We start from the raw sequence: 26,003 nt of genomic DNA, 5'->3' as shown, positions 1-26,003 counted from the left end.
GCGGTGTCAGCCCCGGACAGTTCGAAAACCAGACCCTCGCTTAGGGGCGTGTCCACATTATGCGGGTAGGATCAGTATCCGAGAGGCTATTTTTGAAAGTGACCACTTCACAAACACTCAATTGATCGTCACCTGTCATAGCAATGAGTTTATAAAAGATATCCAGCAACACCTGCCTGCTCAGCGTAGGAATGGGTGCCAGGTTTATCTACTAAGACATCACGATGGTAACTATCAACCGAGAGTAACCGGCAACTTACCTAGCGCGAACTACATCGCCAAGGCCAGAACAGCAAGAGAAGCGCTGAACGACCGAGATGCGTTGGCAGCGTCACGTCAAGCTTTGGAGATGCTGAGCGAGAAAACTTGGCGATGGCTTGGAAGTTATGATCTTGGTGTGCTAAACCTCATGCTCGCTGGCGTCGGTGCTGAGCCCGGATTGAGAAACTTATGCGAAGCATTGGTCAAGAAATTGCGAGATTCTCCAACTTTTAATCACGCGAACAAAGAGCCACTTCTTACATCTTATGGACGTATTTTAGGCATTCCCGTTAATAATCTTGTATGGACCTATCTCAACAAAGGCACTCATGAGGAGGCAGACCGCGATGACTTTGATGGAGAACATGTGGATTCCGTTGTCCAAACTCTTGAAGAACTAGATCGCCTCGATCTGCGAGCCGGGCGCTAGTGTAAACATCACGTAAAACCCGGCCATGTGATTTTAGATATCTTTCCTTAACGTGTCGTGATGTTCGCGAAGTCTGCTCTTGGCACACAGCAGACAAATACCTGATGCTGAAGGTCTGCTCAGGGCGAAAGCGGAAGTTCGCAGTTGTTCACACCACCCTCCATGGACATCTTCCGGTGCTCCCTTTATAGTAACTTCACCTCAGCATTCAACGATCTCGAGTCCCTGTCAGGAATAGTTAATGATCGCTCTAACTGCGTTGGATTATCTGAAATATATGGGAGTCGGGTTAGTTCTGATCCCTTTATTTCTTGTATCTAAAACTGCAATGATAAAAACGAGAAATGAGTTCAAGAATAGTGGGCTTGGCTGTGCAGCTTTTTTTCTAGCGATTCATATTATGCTATTCCTTGCTCCTGTGGGTATTCTCCTTGCTACCTATATTGATAAAGGAACTAGTGCATTATTAATCGTCTCTCTTACTTTCTTGCTTATTTTAGCAGGCGCATACGTTTACGACAGGATCATCAAACGCACTTTCGTCATCAGGATTGATGAGGAAACGTTTTATGTATTATATCATCGAGCAAAAAATGATGGTGTTTCCATCAAAGACCTGATTGTGGGCAGGGTCAAAAAAGAATAATGGTACAGTTTGTCTTACAGGTCTGAATGAATCCTATCAGAAACGGGTATTATGCATAAACATCAATAGTGTCTCTAAAGCTTGAGGCAATCAGGTCAAGTGATAATGAAACTCTGACACCAGACATCAATTAATTAATGCAGCTCCTGACCTGATTCCTATTGATTAACACTGTCTGATGTAAGCAATATCCGCTTCTGGCACTAAGCTGACCATCTGACTGAGCTTGAAGTCCGCTAAGAGCTGTGAGTTCAAAGCGGACTAAGCAAACAGTAACTGCCATGTTCGGGTTCTGGTTAAGAAGAGATTTTGTATAGAAGAGTACACACTTCAGTTGAGTTTTCTTAGGAACCAGATTGGGGATATGGGGTTGATTATGTTAGTAAGATGAATCGGCGTAGCCGGACGTGTTATGTGGTATGGGCGATAATGCATGAAGTGATATAGAGATTTTTTTAAACGTTTCCAGAATCACGATTTTAATGAAATGCTATTACGTTAATCATTGTTTACATGCTTGGCTAACTTAGATTTGATTGGTTAGGTTACGTCCTATTGTTTAAATCAGGACAACAGTTGCTTCATAAATATTGATATAAATGTATCGAATTTAATAACAATAGCTGGTTCAAATTTTGATAAATAAACTAGTAATGAAAGGATGAAAGGCGTAATTGATAAAATCAAAAAGATAACCATTACTAAGTTAAGCTTATCAGCCTGAGAAAAAAGATCTCTTTTGTGGGAAGCTATAAGTTCTGACAGTTCGCCAGATTTAGCTGACTTTGTATGGCTAAATAAAGCATCTATAGATGCTCTTATCGAATAAAGAACCTTTCTTTGATCTTGAATAGTAAAGAGTATTAATAGCGATGTGATTGCGACACCAATTAATGTGAGAATACCTTCAAACTTTTGTGATGACTTTAAAATAGCAAGAGCAACACCTATAGAAATCGGAAGCCCGAAAAGCTTCCCTGAAATAGAGGATAGTGTACTTGATATTTTGCTTGAAACCGACATGTAATTTTCGGCAGCTTCTTTTTTTTGTTTCAGAAATGAAAAATTCGTTAAATAACATTCGAAATTACCGTAATATGTTTCTTTAAGAAGTTCCCAGTGCTTAATTAAGTTATTAAAATTACCATCCTCTCTATCCACTTCTCTTAGCACTTCAATTAATGAAACTCTAAACATTGATTGTTTTTCTTGAACGTGAGCATTATCATTCTCATGATTATTGATGTTATTAAAGACTGATAAATCTACTGTAGGATAAGATACATTCTCTATTGATATATTGGGCTCAATAACAATTGGCGATATTTTTTTAGAGCTTCCGGTATCAATAAATACAATTTTAAGACGGCCATTGTCATCAATGCGATCAATGTAGTTTGCTAGTTTACTAAGTTCATTTATAAAGTGAGATAATATTAATGTATTTTTAATTTTTTCATTGCTTGTCTTTTCTCCAAAAACATAATCTTCTTGGACAAGGTATACATTCTCGACATCTAACCCCATGTTCAATTTATTATCAAATAATAAAAATCCATCAAGTGAATCTATAAACTGAAAATCACCACCAGGCAAAGAAACTTTCAGTGTTACTTCTTTATCATTATCAATATTGGTCGGGAAAATATCACCGAAATAGGTCCCGACACTCGAACCATCAAATGATATTTCAAAATCTGAGAGCATTGGATTATGTTCATCCCATAACTCTTTTAGCTGTATGAGGTTATCTCTAAGTTTTCCCTCAAAAACAAATTGAGAATCAGTCATCGCAGGTCTACCTAGACCACGATATAAATTGACTAATTTTTCAAATTGTTGGGCGCACATAATTACCCTCTCTCTTTAAGTACAGCTTCTAACTTTTGTATGATATTATCGTCTAGCTTCGATATTATCAGTTTTTTATCTGCTCGATTATACTGAATTACTGATCCTGGAGTTGTACCGAAAAATCGCCTTTCAAAATTTAATTCCCACCCATTTGACTTAGCTTTTACTTTAGCACGCCTACCGAGTACAGCTCTGTTAATAGAAAACTCTAACGGTAGTCCAATTTCTTCGCTATTAAGGTAAGTTATAAAATTATCCATATATTCATGCTTTTCTGCAGGAACTATACCTCTAACTGCATGATCGATTTCGGTAAGAGATGCTAATTTACCATCTTCTTTTAATGTTAAGTAATTGAGTACAGCATCATACGCTTGATTTTTATACGCAGTTAACTCTTTGTTCGCTTCGAAGTATTGTTTTACTCCATTAAGTGCACCATCAGTGGCTTTAGCAGAGGGAACACTATCTGAACATCCTAAGGCTGCAACAAAATATCCTGAAGCATCTTGATTTATTTTAGGACTGACGAAGGCGAGATATGTAGGTTTCTCTTCTTCCGGTAATACTTCATATTGATGGTATCTATCAAAGTTTACCCGTGCAGCTTGGTGTATCTTAGCCATATCTATTTGAACGATTCCTACCGGCTTTAAATTTTCATCTAGCCGTAAAGCTTCTTTTTGCTTAACCATCGTAATAAGCATGAAGTTAGAGGTACCACTTGTGTAATGAGCAAATACTATTGCTCCACCAGATGCGGCAACTCTTGAAGGGTCTTTTGCTTGTCGGGTAAGTTCATTCATACACACTGTTGAAAATGTATGAAATGAATCAGACTCTGCCCTACCGTTGTAATAGTCTTGGAAGGCATTCGGTACCTTATAAGTAGGATCCTCAATATCAAAAGTCCCTCTTGCTGCTTGGTTTTCTTTCTTTCCAATTAAGTCATTTAAGGATTTCACTAATTCCTGCACATACTTGTCATCTGTAGGTAGAACCTGCTTAATAATATCCTCAACGCGCTGTTTTCCACTTTCTTTTACAAGTTCGTGTATAACACAATGCCTTAACTGAAATGCCATCTTTCACCCATTATCAATATATCACCGTAGTGATTCATCTAACTTCATAAAAAGGTTGAAAAATCTCTTTCAACCACGAAAGATCTGTGTTGCAGATAGTGTAATGTTTATGGCTAGCTGTACAAGGTTTTTTTTCTTGCATACATGAACAAAGCGACAGTATTTAGGAAGTTAGAGGCTTTGTTGAATAAATCAGAGTTAGTCGACAGGATGGCTACTGTTGGCACACCTGTCATGTGATCCGAACGCTGCGCGTTATCCCCAATTGCGTCATCCGACTCAGCGCTTCACCCACCTGCGCATCCTAGTCCCCCTGATCTGCTCCCCACAGATTATGCAGATAGATATTAGCAATGTCTGCCTCTGGCACAGAGCAGACCGTCAGAGCTCTTTGGACACCATCTCGCTTCGAGCCGACTTTTTGATGCTTGTTCTGGATACCCGTCTTTTGCAGAGAACCTCATGGCACGATCAGCGCATGAAGCGAAGTTTTTAAACCTGTTTTACGTAACGAGCAACTATTGGTGGTCATTTTGGTGGTCTTGACAGAAATATAATTCAGGTTTAGCTTATAGATTAGCCAGCTACTGGCAAAGGCGATCCCAGTCAGAGGAGCCAAATTAAAGAACCCCGCTCAGGGAAACCTGAGCGGGGTTTTTGCTTTGGTCTGGCTTGTCACGGATGCAGCTTTATCTTACCGGCGCTGCCCGCTCAACCGAGGGGTTGGGGCATCCAGGAACTCTGTAAATCTCAGCAACCACCTGCATCGTTGCTTCTTCGATGCTTCCTTCATTACGGCACAATACCCAGCCGCGATCGGCAATTTCTCGCTCGAACGCGCGGGTACTGGCGACATGCTCTTCCAGCTTATGCATCACGGTGCTGCTTAGCCCTCGCGATCGGGCAGCCGCCCTCGCCCATGAAATAGCCGGCGCGGTAACTACACCGACATGCAGGTCTGGCGTTTGCACGTCTCGCTCAAGGTTAAGCTGTAAAATCTCGGCAAAAGGCACCATCCGGCGAAACGCGGCTTCCGACGGATACCAGCGGTCCATCAGGATAATGCTACCCGGCGGCTGTCTGGTCAGCACGTGCCGGGAAATCCACGCGCGGCTATCGGCAAAGCGCTGGCACACCTCCCGTTCCAAATCCAGGCAGGGATTTCTGACGAGCCGGTTAACAAGGGCCATGGTTTCCCCTCGCCAGGGATCGCTTTTTTTCTCACACAGTCGGACTACCTTCCGGTTGTCCGCCCTGAGTACCTTAGTGATGGCCTCCAGGAGCGTGGTTTTGCCGACCCCCTTGGGCCCATCCAGAGAAATAAACAGCGGACGACTCATGGTTGAAACGACAACTGACAAAGGATTTTTGTACAGTCTGAATCTGGCAACAGCATCTTACTTCCCTGGTGTGAATAGCGCCTCCGCTCCTGGCTCGTCGGAGCCGCCTGGCACGTCAGCGTAAACCGAAGGGAGGGGTGTTATCAACAAAGACGGATGAACGTCCTGACAAAGGTTTCTGACTCACGAGTCTGAAACCCAGAATTACAGCCGTTGAGGGTCATTATGTATCTGTGTGACCTGCGTGCTGTAGTTTATGGGATCCGCTTAGAAAACGGAAAACTTCCCCTGTTAAGAGCGTTGATTAAGCCTATTCCCGGATCTACCGCTCACCAACGCGTAATAGGTCCCAGGCGGACATCCTGTTCTGCCCGGGTACCGGCTTAGCTAGCGCAATCTCTCCAGCAGCTGCTCGGCGCCTTTATCCACCCCCGTTTCTGCCGCACTCATTGATCCAAACGTAGCGCCTACGTTCATTGCGTTCGGATACTGCTCCGCTACGTAGGCCAGCAGAAGTTCGCCGTTCGCGGCATCTTTAACCTCAACGGCATAGTTGACGTATCCGCTCATCAGGCCGCGCCCGCCGCGTACGGACTGAACGATATTATAGGGGCCGCCGGCCAGGTCGAATTTCGTAACGGTCCCAACAAACTGAGGCGTCGTGTCCGCGCCGGCCAGCGTCAGCTTAAGCCGGAGAGCGGGAGCGTTCCCGGCGGAGGTGTTGACAGTAAACTTCTCCGCAAGCACTTCGGCGAACTTCTTCTGCATGTAGTCGGCCAGATTGCGCCGATCTTCCTGCGGCAGGTCATTAAACTGCGCGTCGCTGCCGCCGTAAATCTCGACGGGTTCGATAGTGATGCTGCGGTATTTGCTCCAGTCAACCGGGGCGGCGTAGCGGAAAGGTATCCGCGCGCTGTCGTCAGCCGTGTTGGGTAGCATTCTGGATGTGGCCTCGATGCCGGCATATTTCACCGGCGAGGTGGATGAACACCCCACGGTGGCAATGATGGCGGTCAGGATCAGCGTGCGGGACAGCTGTTTAGTCAGGCAAACCATAGAAACACTCTCCGATCAGGTTTTTCAAAAATAAACTGTACGGTGTAGTTAACATGCCTTATCCTGACTCTGTCAACAAAATGCTTCATTTCGTATCTGTAATTTACTCATGGGGAGTCCGATATGATCGCGTGGCTGATCATCACGCTGGAGAGTACGCCGCTGCGGCAATGGTTCATCTATGGAACTATGACGATAGTCGTGGCACTCACCTTAGCGATCACCGGCGGCAACCTCAGGGAAATCTGGCGCATCCGCCGATTCAGGCTGCATCGGGCCAGGTTCTATGCCATCAGGGTATGGGGATGTTCAGCCGGGCTGCTGCTGATTTTTTTGCTGGTCGAATGCATCGTGGTGGATACATTGGGGGTGTTGACGCTTCTGGTACTGAGCGACGTGACGCTGTACTGAAAACCTTTCCGCGTCGTCAGCGGGCTGACGCGCCAGCGGTAAATACGTCCACGGCACTTTTAACCATCGCCACGATATCCTGCTGCGTATAAACCGGCATGTCATGTCTGAGAAAGAGCTCGTCAGCTTCGGCCCTTACCAGAGCCGAAAACTGTTTCGCTCTCAGTTCGGGGCTGGCGGGCCGCATGTCGCCAGCGTCAATGTGCTGCTCCATCAGTGCCGCCAGCGCGTTCATACTCTCCCGTACGCCGGACTCATAAAAGATATCGCCAATGCCGGAATGCCCCGCCTCACCGATAACCATGCGATACAGCTGAAGCCCCTTCCAGTCGGACGTCAGTGCACCCAGCATGCCTTCACCAAAGCGCTGCAGCCGGTCATTCAGAGAGAGTTTACTGCTGTCCTGACTGTGAAGATCGTCCGCCGCGCGCGTCAGAAAGTTGGTGCCGTAAGCCCTGACCACGGCATCAAGAAGACTTTCCTTGGAGGTAAAGTAGTTATAGAGCGTGGCTTTAGAGCATTCGGCCGTTCTGGCTACCCCTTCCATGGAAGCACGTTCATAGCCCTGCTCAAGAAAGACGGTGGTGGCAGCGTTAAGAATGTCATTTCGTTTCTGTTCAGTCAGTTTTCGCATGTCGTTTCTCCCTGTTAACTGCTGTCAGATTAACAGAACCGGCGGGTTCATTAAAGTTGCGCCCTTTTGTTTCGCCATAGGGACAACCTGAATGCCCTCTGACTGATGCGGAGTCAGCACTATCGTATGCAGGCTGGATGTCAGGCCCGGAGAGACCTGAGCGGGATATTTCTTTAACGTACGTCATGGATAAAATTCATTGACAGCCAAATCTGTTCCCATGAAGACATGAACTACTGAAAGCACGAAAGTTAGTGTGAAATGCACTCCAGTTTATGCAGTGCATTACCGTTCGACTCTGCGAAAAGGTGGCCGCCAGCAGGAGGGTATACATGCTATTCCCCCTCGGCGGGTCCGGCAGAGTTCGGCCGGATTTTAAACCAGATGGCGTACATCGCCGGCAGAAACACCAGCGTAATAACGGTGCCGCCAAACGTCCCGCCAATCAGGGTATAGGCCAGCGTGCCCCAGAATACCGAGTGGGTCAGCGGGATAAACGCCAGAATGGCCGCCATCGCCGTCAGCAATACCGGCCGGGCCCGCTGCACCGTCGCCTCCACCACCGCGTCAAATGGCGCCAGCCCTTGCTGTTCGTTGTGATGGATCTGGCCGATCAGGATCAGCGTGTTACGCATCAGGATCCCCGACAGCGCGATCAATCCGACCAGCGCATTGATGCCAAACGGCTGGTTGAACAGCAGCAGGGTGGGCACCACGCCGATCAGCCCCAGCGGCGCGGTGAGGAACACCATCACCATCGCCGACATCGACCGCACCTGCAGGATAATAATCAGCAGCGTCATGGCGATCATAATCGGGAACAGCGGTGCCATCGCCCCGGTGGCTTTGGCGGACTCTTCAATCGATCCCGCCTGCTCGATGCGGTATCCCGCCGGAAGCGAAGCGATAAGCGGCTGCAGCGCCTTCGTGATGGCGGTGGAGACATCCGGCGGCTGCAGGTTTTCGGCGATGTCCCCGCGGACCGTTATGGTTGGGGTGCGATCGCGACGACGCAGAACAGGATCTTCCGTCTGCACCTCAACCTGGCCGATCTGCGACAGCGGAATGCGCTGGCCGGCAGAGCCCACCAGGGTAAAACCGGCTATTTTTTCCGGATCAAGACGGATATCCCCTGCCGCGCGCCCCATGACCTGCACCGAGCGGATATCTTCACGCACCGGGGTGATCGGAATGCCCGAAAGCAGGAACTGAAGCTGCTGCGCGACCGCGGTCGACGTCAGCCCCACCGCCTGCAGGCGATCCTGATCCAGCGTGAAGTGCAGCGCCGGCACCTTAGGCCCCCAGTCGCTGTTAACGGTCCTCATCATCGGGCTGTTCTGCAGCACCTGTTCTACCCTGTCAGCAATTTCGCGCAGTTTGACCGCATCCGGCCCCATAACACGCCAGGCCACCGGATAGGGTGAGTAAGGCCCAAACACCAGCTGAGTCACGCGCACGCGCGCCTCGGGTGCCAGGCCCTGCGCCGCGGCTTCACGAAGCCGGAACTTCAGCGCCTCACGGGCTTCCGGGTTGTCCGTCAGCACCACAATTTTCGCAAACGACGGATCGGGCAGCTCCGGCGCCATGGCCAGGAAGAAACGCGGTGAACCCTGGCCGATATAAGACGTCACCATTTTTGTCTCTTTCTGCTTTCTCAGCCAGGCTTCAACCTTCTCGGTTGCCGCGCTGGTTTGCTCAATCGACGTGCCGTAGGGCATCTGCACTTCGACCAGCACTTCCGGGCGATCGGAGGTCGGGAAAAATTGTTTTTTCACCAGCCCCATGCCAAGTATCGCCACCGTAAAGACGGCAATTACCGACCCGGCCACGATCCACTTACGGGCGATCACCCACGTCAGTAAGCGGCGAAAGCGGTTGTAGTGGCGGGTGTTGTAGATCGCCGCGTGCCCACCCTCTACCGTTTTGATCTCGGGCAGCATCTTCACGCCAAGATAAGGGGTAAACACTACCGCCACCACCCAGGAAGCAATCAGGGCGATCCCCACTATCCAGAACATGTTGCTGGTGTATTCACCGGCGGTGGATTGTGCAAAGCCGTTGGGCATAAAACCAACGGCGGTCACCAGCGTACCGGCCAGCATCGGCGCAGCCGTGTGGCTCCAGGCATAGGCCGAAGCTTTGACGCGGTCGTAGCCCTCTTCCATCTTCACCACCATCATCTCGATGGCGATGATGGCATCATCAACCAGCAACCCCAGCGCCAGGATCAACGAGCCCAGGGTAATGCGGTCAAAGTTTTTGCCGGAGGCCTCCATCACCACGAAGACAATCGCCAGCGTCAGCGGCACCGCCGCCGCAACCACCACGCCCACGCGCCATCCCATACTGACGAAGCAGACCACCATTACTACCAGCAGCGCGACAAAAAATTTGGTCATAAACTCGTCGACGGACGAACTGATGTTAACGGCCTGATCGGTGACTTTGGCAAGCGTCATCCCCAGCGGCATCCCCTCATTGATGCTGGCCGTTTCCGCATCCAGTGCCTTACCCAAATCCAGACCGTTCCAGCCGTCCCGCATGATGATGCCCAGCATCAGCGCCGGTTCACCCTGATTGCGGATCAGGAAGGTCGCAGGATCTTCGTAGCCCCGTTCAACGGTTGCCACGTCAGAAAGCTGCAGGGTTCTGCCCTGGACAACAATCGGCGTTTCGCGGATTTTCTCCAGTTTGTCAAAGGCACCGTCCAGGCGGATAAACACCTGCGGCCCTTTGGTGTCAATCGAACCGGCGGGGGTCAGTACGTTCTGGCCGTTGAGGGCGGAGAAAATATCCTGCGGCGCGATGCCCAGCGTGGCCAGACGGTCATGCGAGAACGAGACAAAGATGCGCTCAGACTGTTCGCCGATGATATTGACCTTTTTGACCCCCGGCACATGCAAAATTCGCTGGCGTAACGCTTCCGCATCGCGCACCAGCAGCCGCTGTGGCTCCCCTTTTGCCTTCAGCGCAAACAGCGCAAAGGTCACGTCGGAGAATTCATCATTGACCATCGGCCCGATGACGCCGGCAGGCAGGTTATTAGTTTCATCAGCGAGCTTTTTACGCGCCTGATAAAACGCTTCCTGCACCTGAGAAGGCGGCGTGCTGTCCTTCAGTGACAGCATGGTAAAAGCCAGACCGGGGCGCGTGTAGGTCTCACTGCGGTCATACCACCTGAGCTCCTGCATGCGCTTTTCCAGCGGTTCAGCCACCTGGTCCTGCATCTCCTGCGCGGTGGCACCGGGCCAGGCAGAAATAATGGTCATCTGCTTGACGGTGAAGGGAGGATCTTCCGCCCGCCCCAGTTCAAAAAACGACAGGATACCGGCCACTGTGATCAGGATAATCAGGAACAGCGTAACTGAGCGCTCGCGTACGGCCAGCGCTGAAAGATTGAATCGCCCCCCGCTCATGGCTGGCTCCCGGCGATGTTGCTACCGCTCTGTTCAGCCAGGCGCACGGCCTCACCGTCATGCAGCAGATGCGCCCCCAGAGCGACCACCTGTTCCCCCGGTTTTACGCTGCCGATCACCCGCGCGGCATCGTCACCTACCCCCTGCACCTGCACGGGCCGCCATGACACTCTGGCCGGTTTTCCTGAAATCACCCACACCCCCGGCCCTTTGCCCGGATCGTAGAGGGCCGCTAAAGGCACCTGCACCCTCTGGCCCGGCAATTTATCGTCGCTGATTTGCAGCGTCACCGTGGATCCCAGCGGCGCGCCGGCCATTGTCCCCTCAAGTACAAATCTCGCCTCAAAGGTGCGCGTAACCGGATCGGCTGCCTCGGAAAGCAGCCGCAGTTTCGCCGGAGCTGGCTGCTTAACGCTACCGTACAACGTTGCCTCCGCCTCGCTTCCAACCGCCGGGCGTAACGTTTCGGGCAACTGCACGATGGCCTCACGCTGCCCTGCCCTGGCCAGACGGACCACCGGCTGACCGGCAGTGACAACCTGACCGGGTTCCGCCAGCGTTTCCATCACCACGCCGTCGGCGTCGGCCAGCAGCACGGCGTAGCCCGTCGCGTTTTGCGCCACATTCGCCTGCGCCTGCGCCGCACTGAGTTCAGCTCTGGCCGCATCGGCGGCGGCCTTGATCCGATCGTAGTCCGATGCCGATACCGCACCTGTGGCGACCAGCCCACGGTAGCGCGCCTCGTCATCGCGGGTTTGTTTAGCCCGCGCCCGTACGGCCGTGACGGCCTGTTGCTGAGCCTGCGCCTGCAGGCTGAGGTCAACCGGATCCATACGCATCAGTGGCTGGCCGCGTTTAACGGTCTGGCCGGTATCGACCAGACGTTCAAGGATTTTACCCTGCACTCTGAAACCGAGATCGCTTTGAACCCGGGCGACCACCACCCCGGTAAATGCGCGTGAGGCATCCAGCGCATTGACTACGGTCGCAGACCTGACCAGGGGCGGATGGGTACGGGGATCGTCGGTACCGGTAGTGTCACCGCAGGCCACGAGAGCAAGCGGCAACAGGCAGACAGCGAAGGTGGCAGGATTGAGCCTGAGCATGGATTACCTTAATTGATTGAGCAGGACGGTAAGCGCATTCTCAAACCAGTGACCAAAAATGTCAATGGTCACTAATGGCGCTGACAGACCTCGCAGTATCATTGAGGATAAGAGCGCTGAGGGAGTCGCTGCTATCATTAGGGTTCAGTTGAGGTTTTCGACTAAGCGGCTGGCGCTGTGGCAACGCGGCCAGCATCTGCTGGATAAACTCGATGCAGGAGAGTCACTGTGAAAAAGAGCGAACTGCCGACCAAAATCTGCACGGTATGCGGACGCCCTTTCAGCTGGCGAAAAAAGTGGGAAAAATGCTGGGACGATGTGCGGAAGTGTTCAGAGCGCTGCCGGCGGCAAAAAGACGCCTCATAAGGGCCTGGAACGCGCTCGCCTGATAACCAGACAGAGCGAACTCACGCTGGAATAGCACTAATTCTTATATACTTACTGTAAGTATAAACATGTCATTAATAACAGTATTGACACTGGTTTTAAAATCCGTAGATTGGACTTTAACGGCGGTGAAATATCAGATCGCCGTTCAGGTTGAAAGTGTTAGTTAATTTGAGTGTGAAGTGTAATTTGCGATAAAGGCCACGAAGTTTGTTGTATGGGACGTTGACGATAAGCGATGTTTGTTCTACGTCGACACAGCGTTAAGGCCACGTAACCAGTTGCAATAATCGCAAATTTATGAGGAAACGCGACGATGTAAGGCCATGTTTTAATAGTTATTACTTGCGATTCGATGGTGAAAGCTCGTTGAGTTTAACGATCGCAACGGAAGTCAGGCCACGCATCAAAGAGTATATGTCGCGAGGGGAGATGTACCTGTTTAGAGTGCCATTCCTGCAAGCTTATGAGGATGGCGAGTAAAGTATAACGGTCAATAGAGGGGGGTTATTTAGTATTAACACCCAATATTATCTGTGTTAAACGCGTACATTTAAAATCAGTATCACCGTAGTCTTCCTTTAAGTCTGTTAATGTTAAATTCGAAGTTCGTAGTAGATTAAAAGCCCTGACTGCAACGGTCGGGGCTTTTATTTTGAACAGCCACCACTCAGGGTGCTAAACTGCGCAGTATCAGCGATGAAAGCAGCACCGCGGCCGACGACGCCGTCTCAAGATTATATTGCAGCTGCACCGGGCAGATATAGGGCTGCATTACCAGACAGATCGCATCGGCCGTCTCATCCAGCGGCGTTTTTCGTTCAAACTCACCCGCCTGGCGGCCGGCAACAACGATCTGCTCAACCAGCTGACGCAGCCGTGCCTGATACGCCTCTGCTGACGGCCATTTATCACGTGAGGCAACCGCCGCAATGTCGTAAAGCCTGCGATCGTGGAAAAACAGATCGCTGCCGGCTTCGGTCAGGGCACTGAACAGGCGGCGTAATTTTTCTGTCGCGCTGGGCGCGTCGGCGATCGCCGCATCGACAATCGCCATAATCATCGCCAGCCGGTTGCTGCAGATCACCTCGCCGATCGCCTGCTTGGAGTCGAAGAACTTATAGATATAGGCTTTGGAGAAACCGATCGCTTTAGCCAGATCGGAGACGGTGGTTTTTTCATAGCCGTAATGGCTGAAATGTTCGGTGGCGGCTGCCACCACCCGATCGCGGACGCTGTGGTCCAGCGGGCCCCGAGGGGGATGAAGTTCTGTTTGTTTACTCATTTTTCCAGCTTAGCCTAATAAGGTACTGACAGACAACGAGTGACTGATTAATTATAAGGTCACTCAAATAAATCTACACTGCCCTTCTCCGAGGACGCAGTGAAGGCGGCCACCGAAGGTCGCCTTTCTCCAGAGGGAAACGATGCGTCGTGCGCAGCCCCCACTCAGCTAACGACTAAGGCGTATCCACGTAAAGCCGGTTGCGGCCGGCCTGTTTGGCGCGATACATCAGCCGATCGGCTTGTTTAACGACGTCGGCGGGTTTTCTGCCGCTGACCGGCCAGCCAGCAATACCCAGCGAGACGGTGATAGTGCCGACGCCATCCACGGCTGAGCCAGCCACCCGCTTACGCACCCGCTCACCCACTTTTGCCGCCTCAACCAGCGGGGTCGCCGGCAACAGCAGCATAAACTCCTCTCCGCCGATGCGGCAGACGATATCGCCCTCCCGGGAACACGCCTCAAGCAGCCGCGCCAGGTGGCACAGGGTAACATCGCCAGCCTCGTGCCCCCAGGTATCGTTAATCGATTTGAAATGGTCGATATCCAGCACCACCACCGCAAATGGCTGGCCTGCGGCCTCCATCTTTCTCAGCGCCTCTCGTTTTGCCCGCCGGTTGGCCAGCCCGGTCAGCGGGTCGGTGTGCGCCTGGGTATTCAGGCGGCGGATGGTGTCCTGCATGGTTGCCATACCCTTTAGCAGCTCCTGCTTAATGCTGAAGGCTTCGCGGTACCAGGTCAGCACGCCGCGGATCCGCCCAATATTTTCACGGGTGTCGGGCCCGGCAACCCCACGGGCCAGCAGGCGCAGCGGCCGCGAGATCAGATGGGCCAGCCACCAGATAGCCACCACGATGGCAATCGCAAAAGGAATAATGCTCAAGAACATTTTCCAGATTAGCGGTTCCAGCGCCACCAGCGTCGACGCCCGCGTGCGCTCAGAAACCACCAGCCAGCCGGATAAAGGCACTCTGGCAAAACCGGCAATAACGCTGTTCCCCTCGCTGGTCTGCAGTAGCAGCGGGCCGCTGCTTTCGCTCTGCGCGAAATATTCCATTAACGCCTTGTCTACCAGCGTGCCGACGCGCGCCGGGTCCGGATGATGGATGATCCGGCCCACCCGATCGACAATGTATGTGCGGGTGCCGTCGCGGTTAAAGTGATCGCTGGCCAGGGTATGCAGCGTCCCCTGCTTGCGCACGTTGATCGCCCCACCAATCAGACCCCGATACTGACCGCCCTTGTCCCTGACTGGCATGGTAATAAACACCACCTGCCCGCCTGAGGTCGCCTCAAACACGTTGCTGACCATCGGCCGCTGCTCGCGCAGGGCCTCTTCACTGCCGTCGGCGTGCGTCACCCTCCCCAGCAGCCCTAACCGCTCAGGGGTCGCCTTGAGTATTTTACCTGCCGCATTAATGATGATGACGGCACCGAACGACGCATCCTGATCGAGCAGCCGGTGGGACTCCTCCGTTAACAGACGATCGTCCGTCAGCGCATCGCCGATCAGCGCGGCGCTGTACCCCAGCCTGCGGTGCGCTCCGTAGATAAAATCATCCACCCCGGAGGCGACTTTCAGGGCATAAGCCCGGCTTGACTCCTGAGCGTTTTCCAGCAACGCCTGACGCTGAACCTGCCAGGCGACAAATAAACTAATCAGCAACGTAACGACGAGGATGAGCAGGGAAGACAGAAGAATAACCCCGCGCAAATCTATCCTGGCGGACAGACCGGCAGATTTAATTCGTTTAAGCATAAGCCCTCGCACAGCGTTGCAGTCTCCAGATCGTTCCGGAATCCCTGATACCACACTACCACCTGAAACCGCGGGTGAAACCCTTTGGCTAACCCCGGCAACCAGGGGGGCTTAACCGTTGCCTACGGGGCACAACTGTCCAGCCACCGTCAGTCTGCAATTGGTCACCGGTAAGCGCAAGCGTTGGTTGATGTACGGGGTGATTTTCCGCCTTTGTAGCAGGGTGCCTGGTCTCGTTGAGCGGCCAGGTAATACCTTGCCTCACATCTCAGTTCCAGCAGCAAGCCCCCTCCCCTCTCTGTTCGCAGAGTGTCATTGACTGGTTAACCTTATTTAGTTACCCCCATTGAAATCAAGCACTATCCCAGTTTAAAGGAATGCATAATTTACAAAAAGAAAATAGCATGAACATTCAACAATTAACTCAGTTATATGTATTAAGAACAGTGATTAGCTGTACTAAAATACAGGTAAAAAAGTTTTTATAAGATGCATTATTTTTAGATTGAAATAAATTAACACCGTCACTCATTAAAAATGGAAAAAACAATGAAAAAAGAATCATGCGGAGAAGACTGGCATCGCGCTGATATCCTCGCAGCAGTCAGAAAAAAGTGCGGATCACTGGCGGCACTCTCAAGAGGTCATGGGCTTAGTTCTGGTACATTAGGGAATGCATTAGTGCGGCCCTGGACTAAGGGCGAACACATCATCGCTGAAGCGATTGGCTTTAAAGCTGAGGAGATCTGGCCTTCTCGCTATCTGTCCATATCTGGTGAAAAACTTAAGCGAATTCATCGATTCAGGCTGGAGTGTGAATTATCTCTCTCGAAGAGTAAGCGATAGCCAACTCTCACCTCACATAAATGGGAAAAGATAGAAAACCTGATTACACTGCTAACAATTTTGACAAAAATAAAATAAACCACTATTGTTAATACTTAAAAGATACATATAATTCACAGTATCAGAATTAATAGATTGACTTTCGCAAAAACTCATTGCCTTTAATAAAATAGAAATAATTTAATTTAAAATTACCGCCAAAGCATGAACCACTTCAATTTAATATTCAATCGATATGACAAAATGCACATCATAAGAAAACTTCGGAAAGGATATCAGAAAATGAATAAATATTTTTTTGACAATATTACGATAAATGAAAGGATAAAGAACATACTTGAAAAAAAACTCCATCACTATAAGAACATAAAATATGCATACGCCATCATGAGCAAAAGAAACCCTGCAAGGTTCGTTGTTATTTCAAACAGAAAAAAGTGGTTTGATGTATATGTCAAAAACAACTTTCAGTTTATAGATCCGGTCCTTATCACGGCATTGAATCGGTTGACGCCTTTTTCGTGGGATGAGAATACTGTACTGAACCATGGGATAAAAGTACCGAAACTTTTCAACATAGCAAGCAAGTATAATATCATCTCCGGGTACACCTTTGTTTTACACGATCATAACAATAATCTTGTTCTATTATCACTAATAATAGATGAAGAGTGTGACAGTTGTATTGAAGAAGCCATTCATAGAGATAAATGTCAACTCCAGATGGTGTTAAACACTATTCATGAAAATTTAACAACTCTTTATCAAGGTCTAAAAATAAAATCTGATAGTTACGGAAATAGCATTCGTGGAATACTGTCAACACGAGAAAATGAGATAATTTATTGGGCCAGCGTGGGAAAGACCTATCAAGAAATAGCGACCATCCTGGATATTAAACTAACGACAGTAAAGTATCACGCCAGTAATGTCGTAAAAAAACTTGGCGTTATTAACATAAAGCATGCGATTAGATTAGGTGTTGAGCTTCAGCTTATCAAGCCGATTCTATCAGACATGCCATAATATAGGCCATGAATCTAAGTTATTGAACTTATACTTAGAACACGATTTTATTTTTTCAATCACAATGCTTTGATTTTTATCATCAACCGGCATATAAATAAATAGAATTTTCTCAGATTGCTCTGACACACCTTCACTGACAACTTCAATCATCCATCCTGTGCGCTTGAAAATAAGAAAAACCTCAATACTTACGACTGCATAGATACTTGAATAGCCGTTTGATTTTGAGTAATTTATCATTGAGAGTAATAGTAGAGTGCTCACTGGCTGATTATGAATATTTAAATTTTGTGTGGTGACTTTATCTACAAACAATCTACTCGCCTCCAAATAATCACCTTCTGGAAGATTGAGTTTTTTGAAGTTTTTTTGGAAAACACCTGAAATCATTGTCTTATTTTTCGAATCAATAAATCTCACGCCACATACTAGCTTATTACCAATCTTGCCAAATATGTAACTTGCGGATCTATTATCATACTCGTCTGACTCCAGGCTTTTTCTCACGGAAACATTCCAATTCAATCGTGTTTTGAACACACCACATCTCAATGAGAATAAATCATGCATCTCAGCACTGGTTAACTTCTCGTAGGTCACATCATACAATTCAAGCATTATAGTTAACCCTCCAGATTCTAAAGCGAAAAACAGCATACGTTTATCATGCAAGCACAAGTATGACAATCGTATTAGGTCCAAACAATCACTTCACTCACTTACCACCTGAGCCATCATAACAACAGATTAAAACATCTGCCTTGTTAGTAAAACTCATTACAAACACCAATGTAATACTCAAGAAACTCGCGAAAGCATAACCTTTCACAAAATCAGTCAGTGGCTATTAACATCCCAGCGCGCCCCAAACGGTCGGGCAGATTACCCGTTGTTTGCATCTTCATCTCCTGATGTGACAGTACTGACATAATGTTCTGTTCCCGAAGAGAACAGCGTTAGCATTGATACTTTGCTTAATCTGACCAGTTCAGAGGCCAGAACGACAACCAGCCACGGCGCCATTGGGCTAGGAATACCGCATAACTTTTCCAGCACCAGACGTTCAGCAGGCTGCCATGCCGCGCCACAGCGTGCACCGGTAGTCATCAGTGACGCAGCAGACTTTTCCCAGCTCAGCGCATCGGCCAGCGTCCTTACGCTGGTACAGGCAACCGTCTGCGTTTCCAGAAACAGAGTGAACCCCCGCTCAAAGGCTGCCATATCCAGCGCCATTGGGCGTAGCAGACGTGCCGGGTGCGCAAGGTTATGTATAAGCGCTACGTCATCGCTGGTCAGCAGCAGTGACGCCAGCCAGTCGCTATATGCCTCGCCGCCGTTAAGCTGCATTAGCAGAATCAGATCGACCGTTAACTCAGGCTGTTTAAGCCGTTCTGCCATACGCTGCAGGGATAAGCTTGCCGTCACGGTAATGTCGTCCGGCGGCTCACGCAGAGGAAAACGCGACGCCCAGTGTCTGGCAAAGGTCTCAGTCAGTTGTGCAACGGGGGAATCCGAAACAAGGGTGACCCGCAGCGGAAGATCTGGCGGCAGCGTGCTTAACGCTTCCTCAACGCCAGCCAGACAGAGTTTAAGCGGATCGTGAATATGGGCCATCCGCCGGGTCAGTCCCCCGCGAGACGGAATGGCTGCTGACGGCTCATGGATCACGGCGGCAGTCAGGCCATCCGGCAACTGCACACTGCCTGCCAGAATGGCAAGGTGCCTGCCTGCCCAGGCTTCCCACTGCTCCTGAGCGAATTGAGCTTCGTTCTGCAGAAAGACGTATTCGTCTGTTGCCCGCACCAACCACCACCCGCGCAGAGACAACATCAGCAGCCAGGCACCCGGCACAGCCAGTGAAAGCTGCCAGATATCAATATTTGCCAGGGCTGGTACCGTGCCGGAAGCGTGAAGAAGAAATAATAAAGCCCCAACCATCAGCGCCAGCGCACCGCTCAGCGACCACCACCTCAGGGATGGAGCCAGCGGCAGTTCCCTGACAGATGCTTTAGTCCTTTCCCATTCCATATGATTTATCCTAACGTACTGTTGGTTGCGCTGGAGAGAACCCGGCAACCACACTGACATTGACAGCCATCAACCACCACCGCCCGACCGCCGCAGGTGCGTTGCGGCATGCCTTCCACAATTTGACTGGTTCCATGCCCTGCAATCGGACAGCTGACCCGATCGCCGACGACCGCAACGTTTTTACCGTCCACGATTATTTTTGACGAGGCGGTAATGACTTTGCCGCCATGAGTCGTACTATCGCCAAGTACTACGAGTGCTTTTGACATAATCATTCCTCGGTTATGAACAGGCTGAACCTGAACAGTTAATCCTCAATCTCAGGTGCCTGCCTGGCAAACTTTTTCATCTGCTGCTTAAACGCCTCACGATTCTTCTTACGCTGCATCACCAGCTGCGGCCAGGCAAGCTCCGGCAGCGGATTATTAAGAAACGGCAGATATTCACTGGCCATCGAGTGGCGTATCGGACTGGTGATATGATCAAAGGCCGGATTAGTATTACGCGGAAAAACAGACTGCCTATACTCGGCTGCCTTTCTGCATGAAAACTTATCAAATACTATTTCGCCTCTGATTTCTCATCACTCTTTCATCGAAAGTAGTTTTTCATAATCTGGAGCGATTTTTCGCTCATGCACAACCTCCCCGTCAGGATAGGTGATTATCATCCCTGCTGGATCTTTGCGATTTTTAGGACTTTCAAGTGTCACCACTTTTTGAAGATAAAATGTCGGTGATATTAATATTTCCTTCGTTCCGAACACCCTGAAGTATCGACTCCATTTTTCAAACCTCGTATCCCCACCAAACATTTCAAACGTTGTCTCATTGAACATATGATTGATAAAAATCACAGGAAATAATTCTGTTTGCAGGTTTAAATCGCCTCGAGTCTCTTTTTTACTTCCAGAGCCCTCCCCCCCACCATAAGCTTCGTCATCAAAGCCAAAAACGTAGCTCGTTGGGATAATTTTCTTTCCTGTTGCTAAGGCAAGTGTCTTTACAGGTTGAATGTCGACTCTTACGGCACTGAGTTGCCATTCACACTTTCCACCACCGTTAAGCGCGATTTGGGCTTGCCAGATATTACTTTTACCCCGCTGAGAGAGAGACACCAATTGTGGGTTTTTACCTCTGTCCATGCTGGTGTGAGATTCAGTGCCTTGATCGTAAACCTCGCGCTGGCACTTCTCTGAGCGGTACAAAACATCCATCGGTATAACTTCCGTTTGCGGCGGCAGTTTCACCGACAGCGTGATCCACTCTGTGCCAGGAGGTGGGCTCAACGTATAGTCCGGGCGCACGGCACAACCGCTGAGAGGCAATACTAGCGCTATTAAATTGATAAGTTTAGATAATTTCAACTTTTTCCTCCGCTTCTGATTTGAAGCGAGTCAATGCATTTTCGCCACCGGGTAGCTTGTGGGTGATATCCAGCGTAGTGCTCAGCATACTTTGCAGATCGAGAAATATTTTATTACGCATCAGTTCTTCCTCAGGTGCCTGCATGGCATACTTTTTCATCTGCTGCTTAAACGCCTCACGATTCTTCTTACGCTGCATCGCCAGTTGCGGCCAGGCCAACTCCAGCAGCTGATTATTAAGAAATGGCAGATATTCACTGGCCATCGAGTGGCGCATTGGATTGGTAAGATGATCGAATGAAGGATTAGTATTACGCGGAAAAAGACGCTGCATATCGTCCACCGGATAAGCTTTAACCAGCCTCTCCTGCGCCTGTTTAGCCTGTTGATTTTCACTTTCTGACAGTGAAGGCACGAGAAATAATTTAGCTTTAATCGGCAAACGGTAGCTATAGCGGCGACAGGTGTTGGGGTTCATCATCACCCGGCACTCCTCGTAAGAAACGGATTGCGCCGTGCGGAAAAACACCACTGGCTTACCGTGATGCCAGTAGTGTTCGCCGATATAGCCCCCCAGCATCTGAGTGGGAATCTCCGCCAGCAGCGCCCAGAAAAAACCAAGCGTATTCCCGAGATAGCCAAACTTACCGTACAGCCAGTTATCTAAATTGGCATCAAAGGGCACGCTCGGAATGGTGTCGGCATCGTTAACATGCCGATAATGCGTTATTGGATACAGACTGCCGATAGCATCAGCCGTAAAAGTTCGTGGCATACCGTAAGTATAAATAATGGGCTCACCAGCTTTCATTTCAGCTGCATAGGTCAGCCCAAGAGCACCGCCAAGACTATGCCCACAGATAAATAATTTTTTTATTTCATTCGCTTCTGACAATGATTTTTTTATCTGTGCGAATTTCTCATTAAATCGTTCCTGTGCCAACTTATACGCATCGTAAAACCCACCATGAATACTTCCAGCCTTTGCTAACTCTGGCGGACAGGGTACTGGGATAAACGAAGCGTCAGTTAACCAGTCGGCGCCTTCCTGAGTTCCGCGCCAGGCAACAACCAGATGCCCGGCACACTCAACATAAAAAAGCTGAGTGCTATCAAGTAAAGGCTGGCCCTTTCCGCTGTCTTTTTTATCGGATGAGTCCAAAAATTCAGCCGATGTGTAACGCTGGCTGAATGGCACATCAACAGTCAGGGCACGCACGTAAGATGGATACTCTTCGTAACCTGGCGTGGTTGACAGGTCCTGGCATTTCTCGAGGAAAAATTGTTTTATTACACTGTCTCCTCCTTTTGCATATGCCATATCCGCCATCAGCCCGAGGTTATACCCGTTCGCCAGAGAGTACTCTTTGGTATCGTGCAGTACCAGCACCCAGGCCCGGAACGGGCAGATCTCAATAACGTGACGTTTATCAAGCTGCTCGCGAGTTAGTTCAAACCCTTTGAGGGATTTTCCTTCAGGGAAATGAAACTGCGGCAGCTGTTTCGCCTCCCATTTATCAATCTGCGGCGCACTGTCGCAGAGCTCACCAATGGTGACGTAATGGTGCAGGTAGCCTTTCTGCTCAGCACTAATCTGCACGTTGGAGCGCCAGCTGTTGGCGATCGGCCGGCCAGCCGTGGCAGAGCGGCGCGGTGGCCGGCTGATTGCCAGAGGCCGCTGCTGCATTTCATCCGCCAGCGGCTGTGCCTCAACGGTTAACGTCAGATCCAGCCAGTGCAGGCTGGTAACACGAATCAAGCCTTCACCGTCGCTGCTGCCTTTATACGCTGGCAGATGACCGCTGCGGGTGGCTTCGTTCTCCAGGGTGTAAGGCAACGCAGATACCGGTTTGCCTGCTTCGTCTACCAGCTGGATTTCAACCCAGTACTCTTTCTGCCCGCAGGTAAATGCATCCGGGCATTTAGGTTTAAGGGATGTATATGCCGTTGGCTTATGCATGGCGATCTCCTTTCGCTAATATATACGCACTCAGTTTTAACAGTTCTGAAAAAATCAGAACCAGGCTTAAAAGCAATATTCACCCAAGGTTTAACTACTTCGATAATCATCGTCGGTCGTTAGCCAGAATCCTGGCCCTTCATCAGGCAATTCATCCGGAAACTCGATCTGTAGGCTGGCGGGCATTGAGGTATGAACGGCGGAGGTTTTGCCGGCGTCATCAGAAGCACCGAAAAAGACATCTCCTTCCCCGGTGGTGATCTTGTAGCGCGTAAACGGCTTAATTTCACCTGACCGTGGGTCTTTAAGGGTAAACTTCTCCTGGTATCCTTTAGGGAAAGTCAGCGGCGGCGTATTCCGTGTTGCGGGCCCGGTCTGGTCAACGTTTGTGGCTTTGAGAAATATATTTTTGGGACAGCCCAGTTCGATATTTCCCTCGCTCAGCTTGATGTATGCCCCTCCGCAGTTGAGGATCAGCGCCTTACTGGCATTAATCGTCACGCTGTTTTCAGTGCTGCTGATGGTTACGTCTTCCAGTGCGGAAGCATCCAGTGCGTTGCCCATTGCCTGGATATCGACTTTGCCTGAACCGGCAAACAGCTGCATCCCTGCCCCCTGTGCAAACAGCCTTACCGTTTCCTCAGCGGCGACGGTAAATGACCGGCCCGCACTGATATCAGTATTTTTCCCTGACATCAGTCCAATGCTTTTACTGCCCGATGCCAGACGAATGGCTTGCTGGCTGAGAACAGCAATGCCTTCTGGCGCATGAGCCAGGATTCCGGCTTCTTTCAGATGTCCCAACGCGTCGTCCAACTGCTGCTGGCTGTCAATTTCACCCGGCGTAGCCTTTGCCGTCTGCGCCGCTTTATTCAGGCTCTGTGCCAGCGACAATGCCTGACTCAGCTGTCGGATAGCTTCATCCATATCCAGGCTATGGCCCTGAGCTTTGGTCTGTTTATCCGCGCTGATAAACACCCCTTTACCACCACGCAGGCTCAACCAGTCATCCGTGCGCAGCTCGGCCCCTTCACCGCGCAGCACGCGCTGCGCATCAACGTTATGCCCCAGGTTCAGCTGCGTCTTGCCGCCGTATTCGGTGCTGAGCTTGATATGCTGCTCGCCGCGCCTGTCCTCCATACGCAGTTTGTTCAGGCCGGCGGTGCGGATCACGTTGCGGGTGTTATTGTCGGCGGTCACGTGGTCCGGGTTATAGGAATCGTGCAGCGCATGGGCTATGTAGGGGCGATCCGGGTCGCCCTCGTGGAAGGCGATAGCCACTTCGGTGCCCTGAATCAGCGGGAAGTGTATGCCGAAGGTATCGCCGCCGTAGGGTTTGGCGAGACGCACCGGCATGCTTTCGTAGCCCTTTGGTTTTTCATCACGGTCGGCGTCAAATCTGACCCAGTAGAGGCCGCTCTGGCTGAGATGCGCGTAGCTGTCCTGCGCTTTGGCGCTGGTGACACGCGCCATCAGGGTGCCGCTCACCACCGGGCGGGGTTTAGCGGCGGGTCGCCAGCAACGGGTTTCGCTGAAGGGAACCGCCTCCCAGTTAACCTGCAGAGCGTCTTTGCGGCTGGCCGTAAAGCTGGCCCGCACAATCACCACGTCGTTTTCTAACGCTGCGGGCAGGGTCTGGATCGGTGAAGCCGGGCTGATGGTCACAACTTCAGCAGGGGCTAAGGTATAATCCGTGCTGCTGCCGACGACCAGGGTCTGCCTCGACAGGTAACGTTCATGCTCCAGCCGCGCCCAGAAGTTACCCGTCTCTGTATCGGGGGTATGTTTATTGCCTGCGCTAAGGTACTTAGGCCGATAGTGCCAGACGTCACCATAGGTCTGCAGCTCACTTTCAACGCCGCTCCTGTCGGCGGGCGGCGTCAGTAAAACTTTGTTAGCGGCGCGGTGGTTGTAGTCCCCGGCGGTGACGGATGCCTCCACCACCTGATGATGAACGTGAATATCCCACACCGACTCCACGCCGTTGCCATGGGTGCCGGACGGCCCGATCAGCGGCAGTGTTTTACCAAACCGCCAGGCACGTTGCGCGTCGGCCATCTGCAGTACTTCGGTCAGGGTGTCAGGCTGCAGAGTGAAGAAGTAGAAAATCCCCACTTCGGCCAGCAGGCGCTCAACGAACGCCAGGTCGCTTTCCTGATACTGGTTGATCTGTTCGCGCTTCGGGTAGCACCCTTTGAGGTTAAACGCATATTCCCAGTCTTTGAATTTATGCTCTGCCAACACAGCCTTCACCACCTCGGGCACCGATTGGTTGATAAAGAAACGGTGGGTGCGAAACTGGTTACGCAGTAAAGCCAGATAGGGTTCCAGAATAAGCCGGTATGTCGCCTGGTCTGGCGAGGCTTTGACACGTTCAAAATGGGTAGTGACACCGTGAACACGCTTTAATCCCGTTATGCTCAGCAAGGGCCCGGTCCCCATCGTCAGGGTGACCGACTGACGCAGGAAGTGCGCAGCATGCAGGTCTTTCTCCGGGCAGGTGAAGGTGACGTCATAACGGTACAGCCCGCTCATCATCTCCAGACCGCTAAAATCTTCCACGTCCAGCGCTGCATCACAGGACGGGATCTCCAGCCGGTAGCGATTTAGCGAGCTGCCCTCCAGACCGGGTCCCTTCCTTTGTACTGTGTTTATCAGGCTCATCGCGAACGCTCCTTTTTGATAAGCATTACTCACCAGGATCGCCGATTGTCGCGGCATTCAAAGCGCGACCCGGGACACTTTCCGTATGGGTACAGACGCGACTATAGAACAGCCCGGCGGGAATGAGCAACAGGTCATGAAAGGAATTACTAACTGATTTATATGGGAATAATCTTAAAGAATGGTAATAACTTGCTGATTAAATAGCCAAATAATCTCTGAAATTATTTGAACACCTAAACAAGACACTCGTCATCAATTTATCTGGCTATCACCGTTCATTCAGCAATAACAGCAGAATAACTTAAGCATTACGGATCGTGATAAGGGGTGGAATGCTGGTCGAAACCGCCGCCATGGCAGGAAAAACGGGACGACTCGGGCGGTTGAAAGTCCCGGGACTCCCCTCCGTAACCCGCCAGTCAAGTTTTCCATCA

General features: G+C 50.5%; 21 protein-coding genes and 1 pseudogene. 6 read left to right on the top strand and 16 right to left on the bottom strand.

Annotated features, from left to right (window positions below):
• Both NV64_RS18405 and NV64_RS18400 read left to right on the top strand, forming a co-directional pair.
• Positions 1 to 691, top strand: a pseudogene (locus tag NV64_RS18405) (hypothetical protein); the annotation flags it as partial.
• 241 nt (positions 692 to 932) lie between these two features.
• Positions 933 to 1,337 (top strand): hypothetical protein, encoded by a 405-nt coding sequence (locus NV64_RS18400; RefSeq protein ID WP_101506503.1) that lies wholly within the window; start codon positions 933 to 935, stop codon positions 1,335 to 1,337.
• A 564-nt stretch (positions 1,338 to 1,901) separates the two neighbouring features.
• Here the strand turns inward: NV64_RS18400 and NV64_RS18395 are convergent.
• The 4 genes from NV64_RS18395 to NV64_RS18380 all read right to left on the bottom strand — a co-directional run bounded on the left by NV64_RS18395 (position 1,902) and on the right by NV64_RS18380 (position 6,672).
• Positions 1,902 to 3,188: a hypothetical protein gene (locus NV64_RS18395; RefSeq protein WP_101506502.1), complete on the bottom strand. Its 1,287-nt coding sequence runs from the start codon at positions 3,186 to 3,188 to the stop codon at positions 1,902 to 1,904.
• A 2-nt stretch (positions 3,189 to 3,190) separates the two neighbouring features.
• Positions 3,191 to 4,276 (bottom strand): nucleoid-associated protein, encoded by a 1,086-nt coding sequence (locus NV64_RS18390; protein WP_101506501.1) that lies wholly within the window; start codon positions 4,274 to 4,276, stop codon positions 3,191 to 3,193.
• Positions 4,277 to 4,965: 689 nt separating this feature from the next.
• The gene (locus NV64_RS18385) at positions 4,966 to 5,616 is read right to left on the bottom strand and encodes a dTMP kinase (RefSeq protein WP_101506500.1); all 651 of its coding nucleotides are present in this window, start codon (positions 5,614 to 5,616) and stop codon (positions 4,966 to 4,968) included.
• A gap of 387 nt (positions 5,617 to 6,003) precedes the next feature.
• Positions 6,004 to 6,672 (bottom strand): DUF3313 domain-containing protein, encoded by a 669-nt coding sequence (locus tag NV64_RS18380; RefSeq protein WP_101506499.1) that lies wholly within the window; start codon positions 6,670 to 6,672, stop codon positions 6,004 to 6,006.
• 123 nt (positions 6,673 to 6,795) lie between these two features.
• Here NV64_RS18380 and NV64_RS18375 point away from each other — a divergent pair, with 123 nt between their 5' ends.
• Positions 6,796 to 7,083, top strand: a complete 288-nt coding sequence (locus NV64_RS18375) for a hypothetical protein (RefSeq protein WP_101506498.1) — start codon at positions 6,796 to 6,798, stop codon at positions 7,081 to 7,083.
• 16 nt (positions 7,084 to 7,099) lie between these two features.
• Here NV64_RS18375 and NV64_RS18370 read toward each other — a convergent pair whose 3' ends face one another.
• The 3 genes from NV64_RS18370 to NV64_RS18360 form a co-directional block, all read right to left on the bottom strand.
• On the bottom strand, positions 7,100 to 7,717 hold the full coding sequence (locus NV64_RS18370; RefSeq protein WP_056232919.1) for a TetR/AcrR family transcriptional regulator: 618 nt from the start codon (positions 7,715 to 7,717) through the stop codon (positions 7,100 to 7,102).
• A gap of 335 nt (positions 7,718 to 8,052) precedes the next feature.
• Positions 8,053 to 11,133, bottom strand: coding sequence for an efflux RND transporter permease subunit (locus NV64_RS18365; protein ID WP_101506497.1), 3,081 nt, complete (start codon positions 11,131 to 11,133; stop codon positions 8,053 to 8,055).
• On the bottom strand, positions 11,130 to 12,239 hold the full coding sequence (locus NV64_RS18360) for an efflux RND transporter periplasmic adaptor subunit (RefSeq protein ID WP_101506496.1): 1,110 nt from the start codon (positions 12,237 to 12,239) through the stop codon (positions 11,130 to 11,132). Before NV64_RS18360 ends, NV64_RS18365 begins: the two co-directional genes overlap by 4 nt.
• Before the next feature lie 228 nt (positions 12,240 to 12,467).
• Between NV64_RS18360 and NV64_RS18355 the strand changes: the two genes are divergently transcribed.
• Positions 12,468 to 12,605 carry a DUF2256 domain-containing protein gene (locus NV64_RS18355; RefSeq protein ID WP_072166275.1) on the top strand — a complete coding sequence of 46 codons (138 nt, stop codon included), beginning with the start codon at positions 12,468 to 12,470 and terminating at the stop codon, positions 12,603 to 12,605.
• A 691-nt stretch (positions 12,606 to 13,296) separates the two neighbouring features.
• On the opposite strand, the gene NV64_RS18350 is transcribed toward NV64_RS18355, so the two are convergent.
• A complete protein-coding gene (locus NV64_RS18350; protein WP_101506495.1) occupies positions 13,297 to 13,911 on the bottom strand; it encodes a TetR/AcrR family transcriptional regulator in 615 nt (204 codons plus the stop codon).
• Between the two features lie 175 nt (positions 13,912 to 14,086).
• Positions 14,087 to 15,577 carry a sensor domain-containing diguanylate cyclase gene (locus NV64_RS18345; protein ID WP_158239906.1) on the bottom strand — a complete coding sequence of 497 codons (1,491 nt, stop codon included), beginning with the start codon at positions 15,575 to 15,577 and terminating at the stop codon, positions 14,087 to 14,089.
• Between the two features lie 642 nt (positions 15,578 to 16,219).
• Here NV64_RS18345 and NV64_RS18340 point away from each other — a divergent pair.
• On the top strand, positions 16,220 to 16,516 hold the full coding sequence (locus tag NV64_RS18340) for a helix-turn-helix transcriptional regulator (RefSeq protein ID WP_072166277.1): 297 nt from the start codon (positions 16,220 to 16,222) through the stop codon (positions 16,514 to 16,516).
• A gap of 282 nt (positions 16,517 to 16,798) precedes the next feature.
• The gene (locus NV64_RS18335) at positions 16,799 to 17,542 is read left to right on the top strand and encodes a LuxR family transcriptional regulator (RefSeq protein WP_101506493.1); all 744 of its coding nucleotides are present in this window, start codon (positions 16,799 to 16,801) and stop codon (positions 17,540 to 17,542) included.
• Here the strand turns inward: NV64_RS18335 and NV64_RS18330 are convergent.
• From NV64_RS18330 to NV64_RS18305, 7 genes are all read right to left on the bottom strand, one after another.
• On the bottom strand, positions 17,528 to 18,202 hold the full coding sequence (locus NV64_RS18330) for an acyl-homoserine-lactone synthase (protein ID WP_101506492.1): 675 nt from the start codon (positions 18,200 to 18,202) through the stop codon (positions 17,528 to 17,530). The two genes, NV64_RS18335 and NV64_RS18330, sit on opposite strands and share 15 nt — an antisense overlap.
• 225 nt (positions 18,203 to 18,427) lie before the next feature.
• Positions 18,428 to 19,573, bottom strand: coding sequence for a type VI secretion protein (locus NV64_RS18325; protein ID WP_101506491.1), 1,146 nt, complete (start codon positions 19,571 to 19,573; stop codon positions 18,428 to 18,430).
• A 5-nt stretch (positions 19,574 to 19,578) separates the two neighbouring features.
• Positions 19,579 to 19,845 carry a PAAR domain-containing protein gene (locus NV64_RS18320; protein ID WP_072166278.1) on the bottom strand — a complete coding sequence of 89 codons (267 nt, stop codon included), beginning with the start codon at positions 19,843 to 19,845 and terminating at the stop codon, positions 19,579 to 19,581.
• A 38-nt stretch (positions 19,846 to 19,883) separates the two neighbouring features.
• A complete protein-coding gene (locus NV64_RS23475; RefSeq protein WP_156365549.1) occupies positions 19,884 to 20,030 on the bottom strand; it encodes a hypothetical protein in 147 nt (48 codons plus the stop codon).
• 129 nt (positions 20,031 to 20,159) lie between these two features.
• Positions 20,160 to 20,942 (bottom strand): hypothetical protein, encoded by a 783-nt coding sequence (locus NV64_RS24200; protein ID WP_233209034.1) that lies wholly within the window; start codon positions 20,940 to 20,942, stop codon positions 20,160 to 20,162.
• Complete coding sequence (locus NV64_RS18310) at positions 20,929 to 22,902, bottom strand: lipase family protein (protein WP_101506490.1); 1,974 nt, start codon at positions 22,900 to 22,902, stop codon at positions 20,929 to 20,931. Before NV64_RS18310 ends, NV64_RS24200 begins: the two co-directional genes overlap by 14 nt.
• A gap of 90 nt (positions 22,903 to 22,992) precedes the next feature.
• Positions 22,993 to 25,566, bottom strand: a complete 2,574-nt coding sequence (locus tag NV64_RS18305) for a type VI secretion system Vgr family protein (protein WP_101506489.1) — start codon at positions 25,564 to 25,566, stop codon at positions 22,993 to 22,995.
• Between the last annotated feature and the right edge of the window lie 437 nt (positions 25,567 to 26,003).

The organism is Erwinia sp. B116, from assembly GCF_002865965.1.
Lineage (GTDB): Bacteria > Pseudomonadota > Gammaproteobacteria > Enterobacterales > Enterobacteriaceae > Erwinia.
The sequence above is the reverse complement of the archived record's forward strand: the minus strand, read 5'-3'. Positions and strand labels throughout refer to the sequence as shown.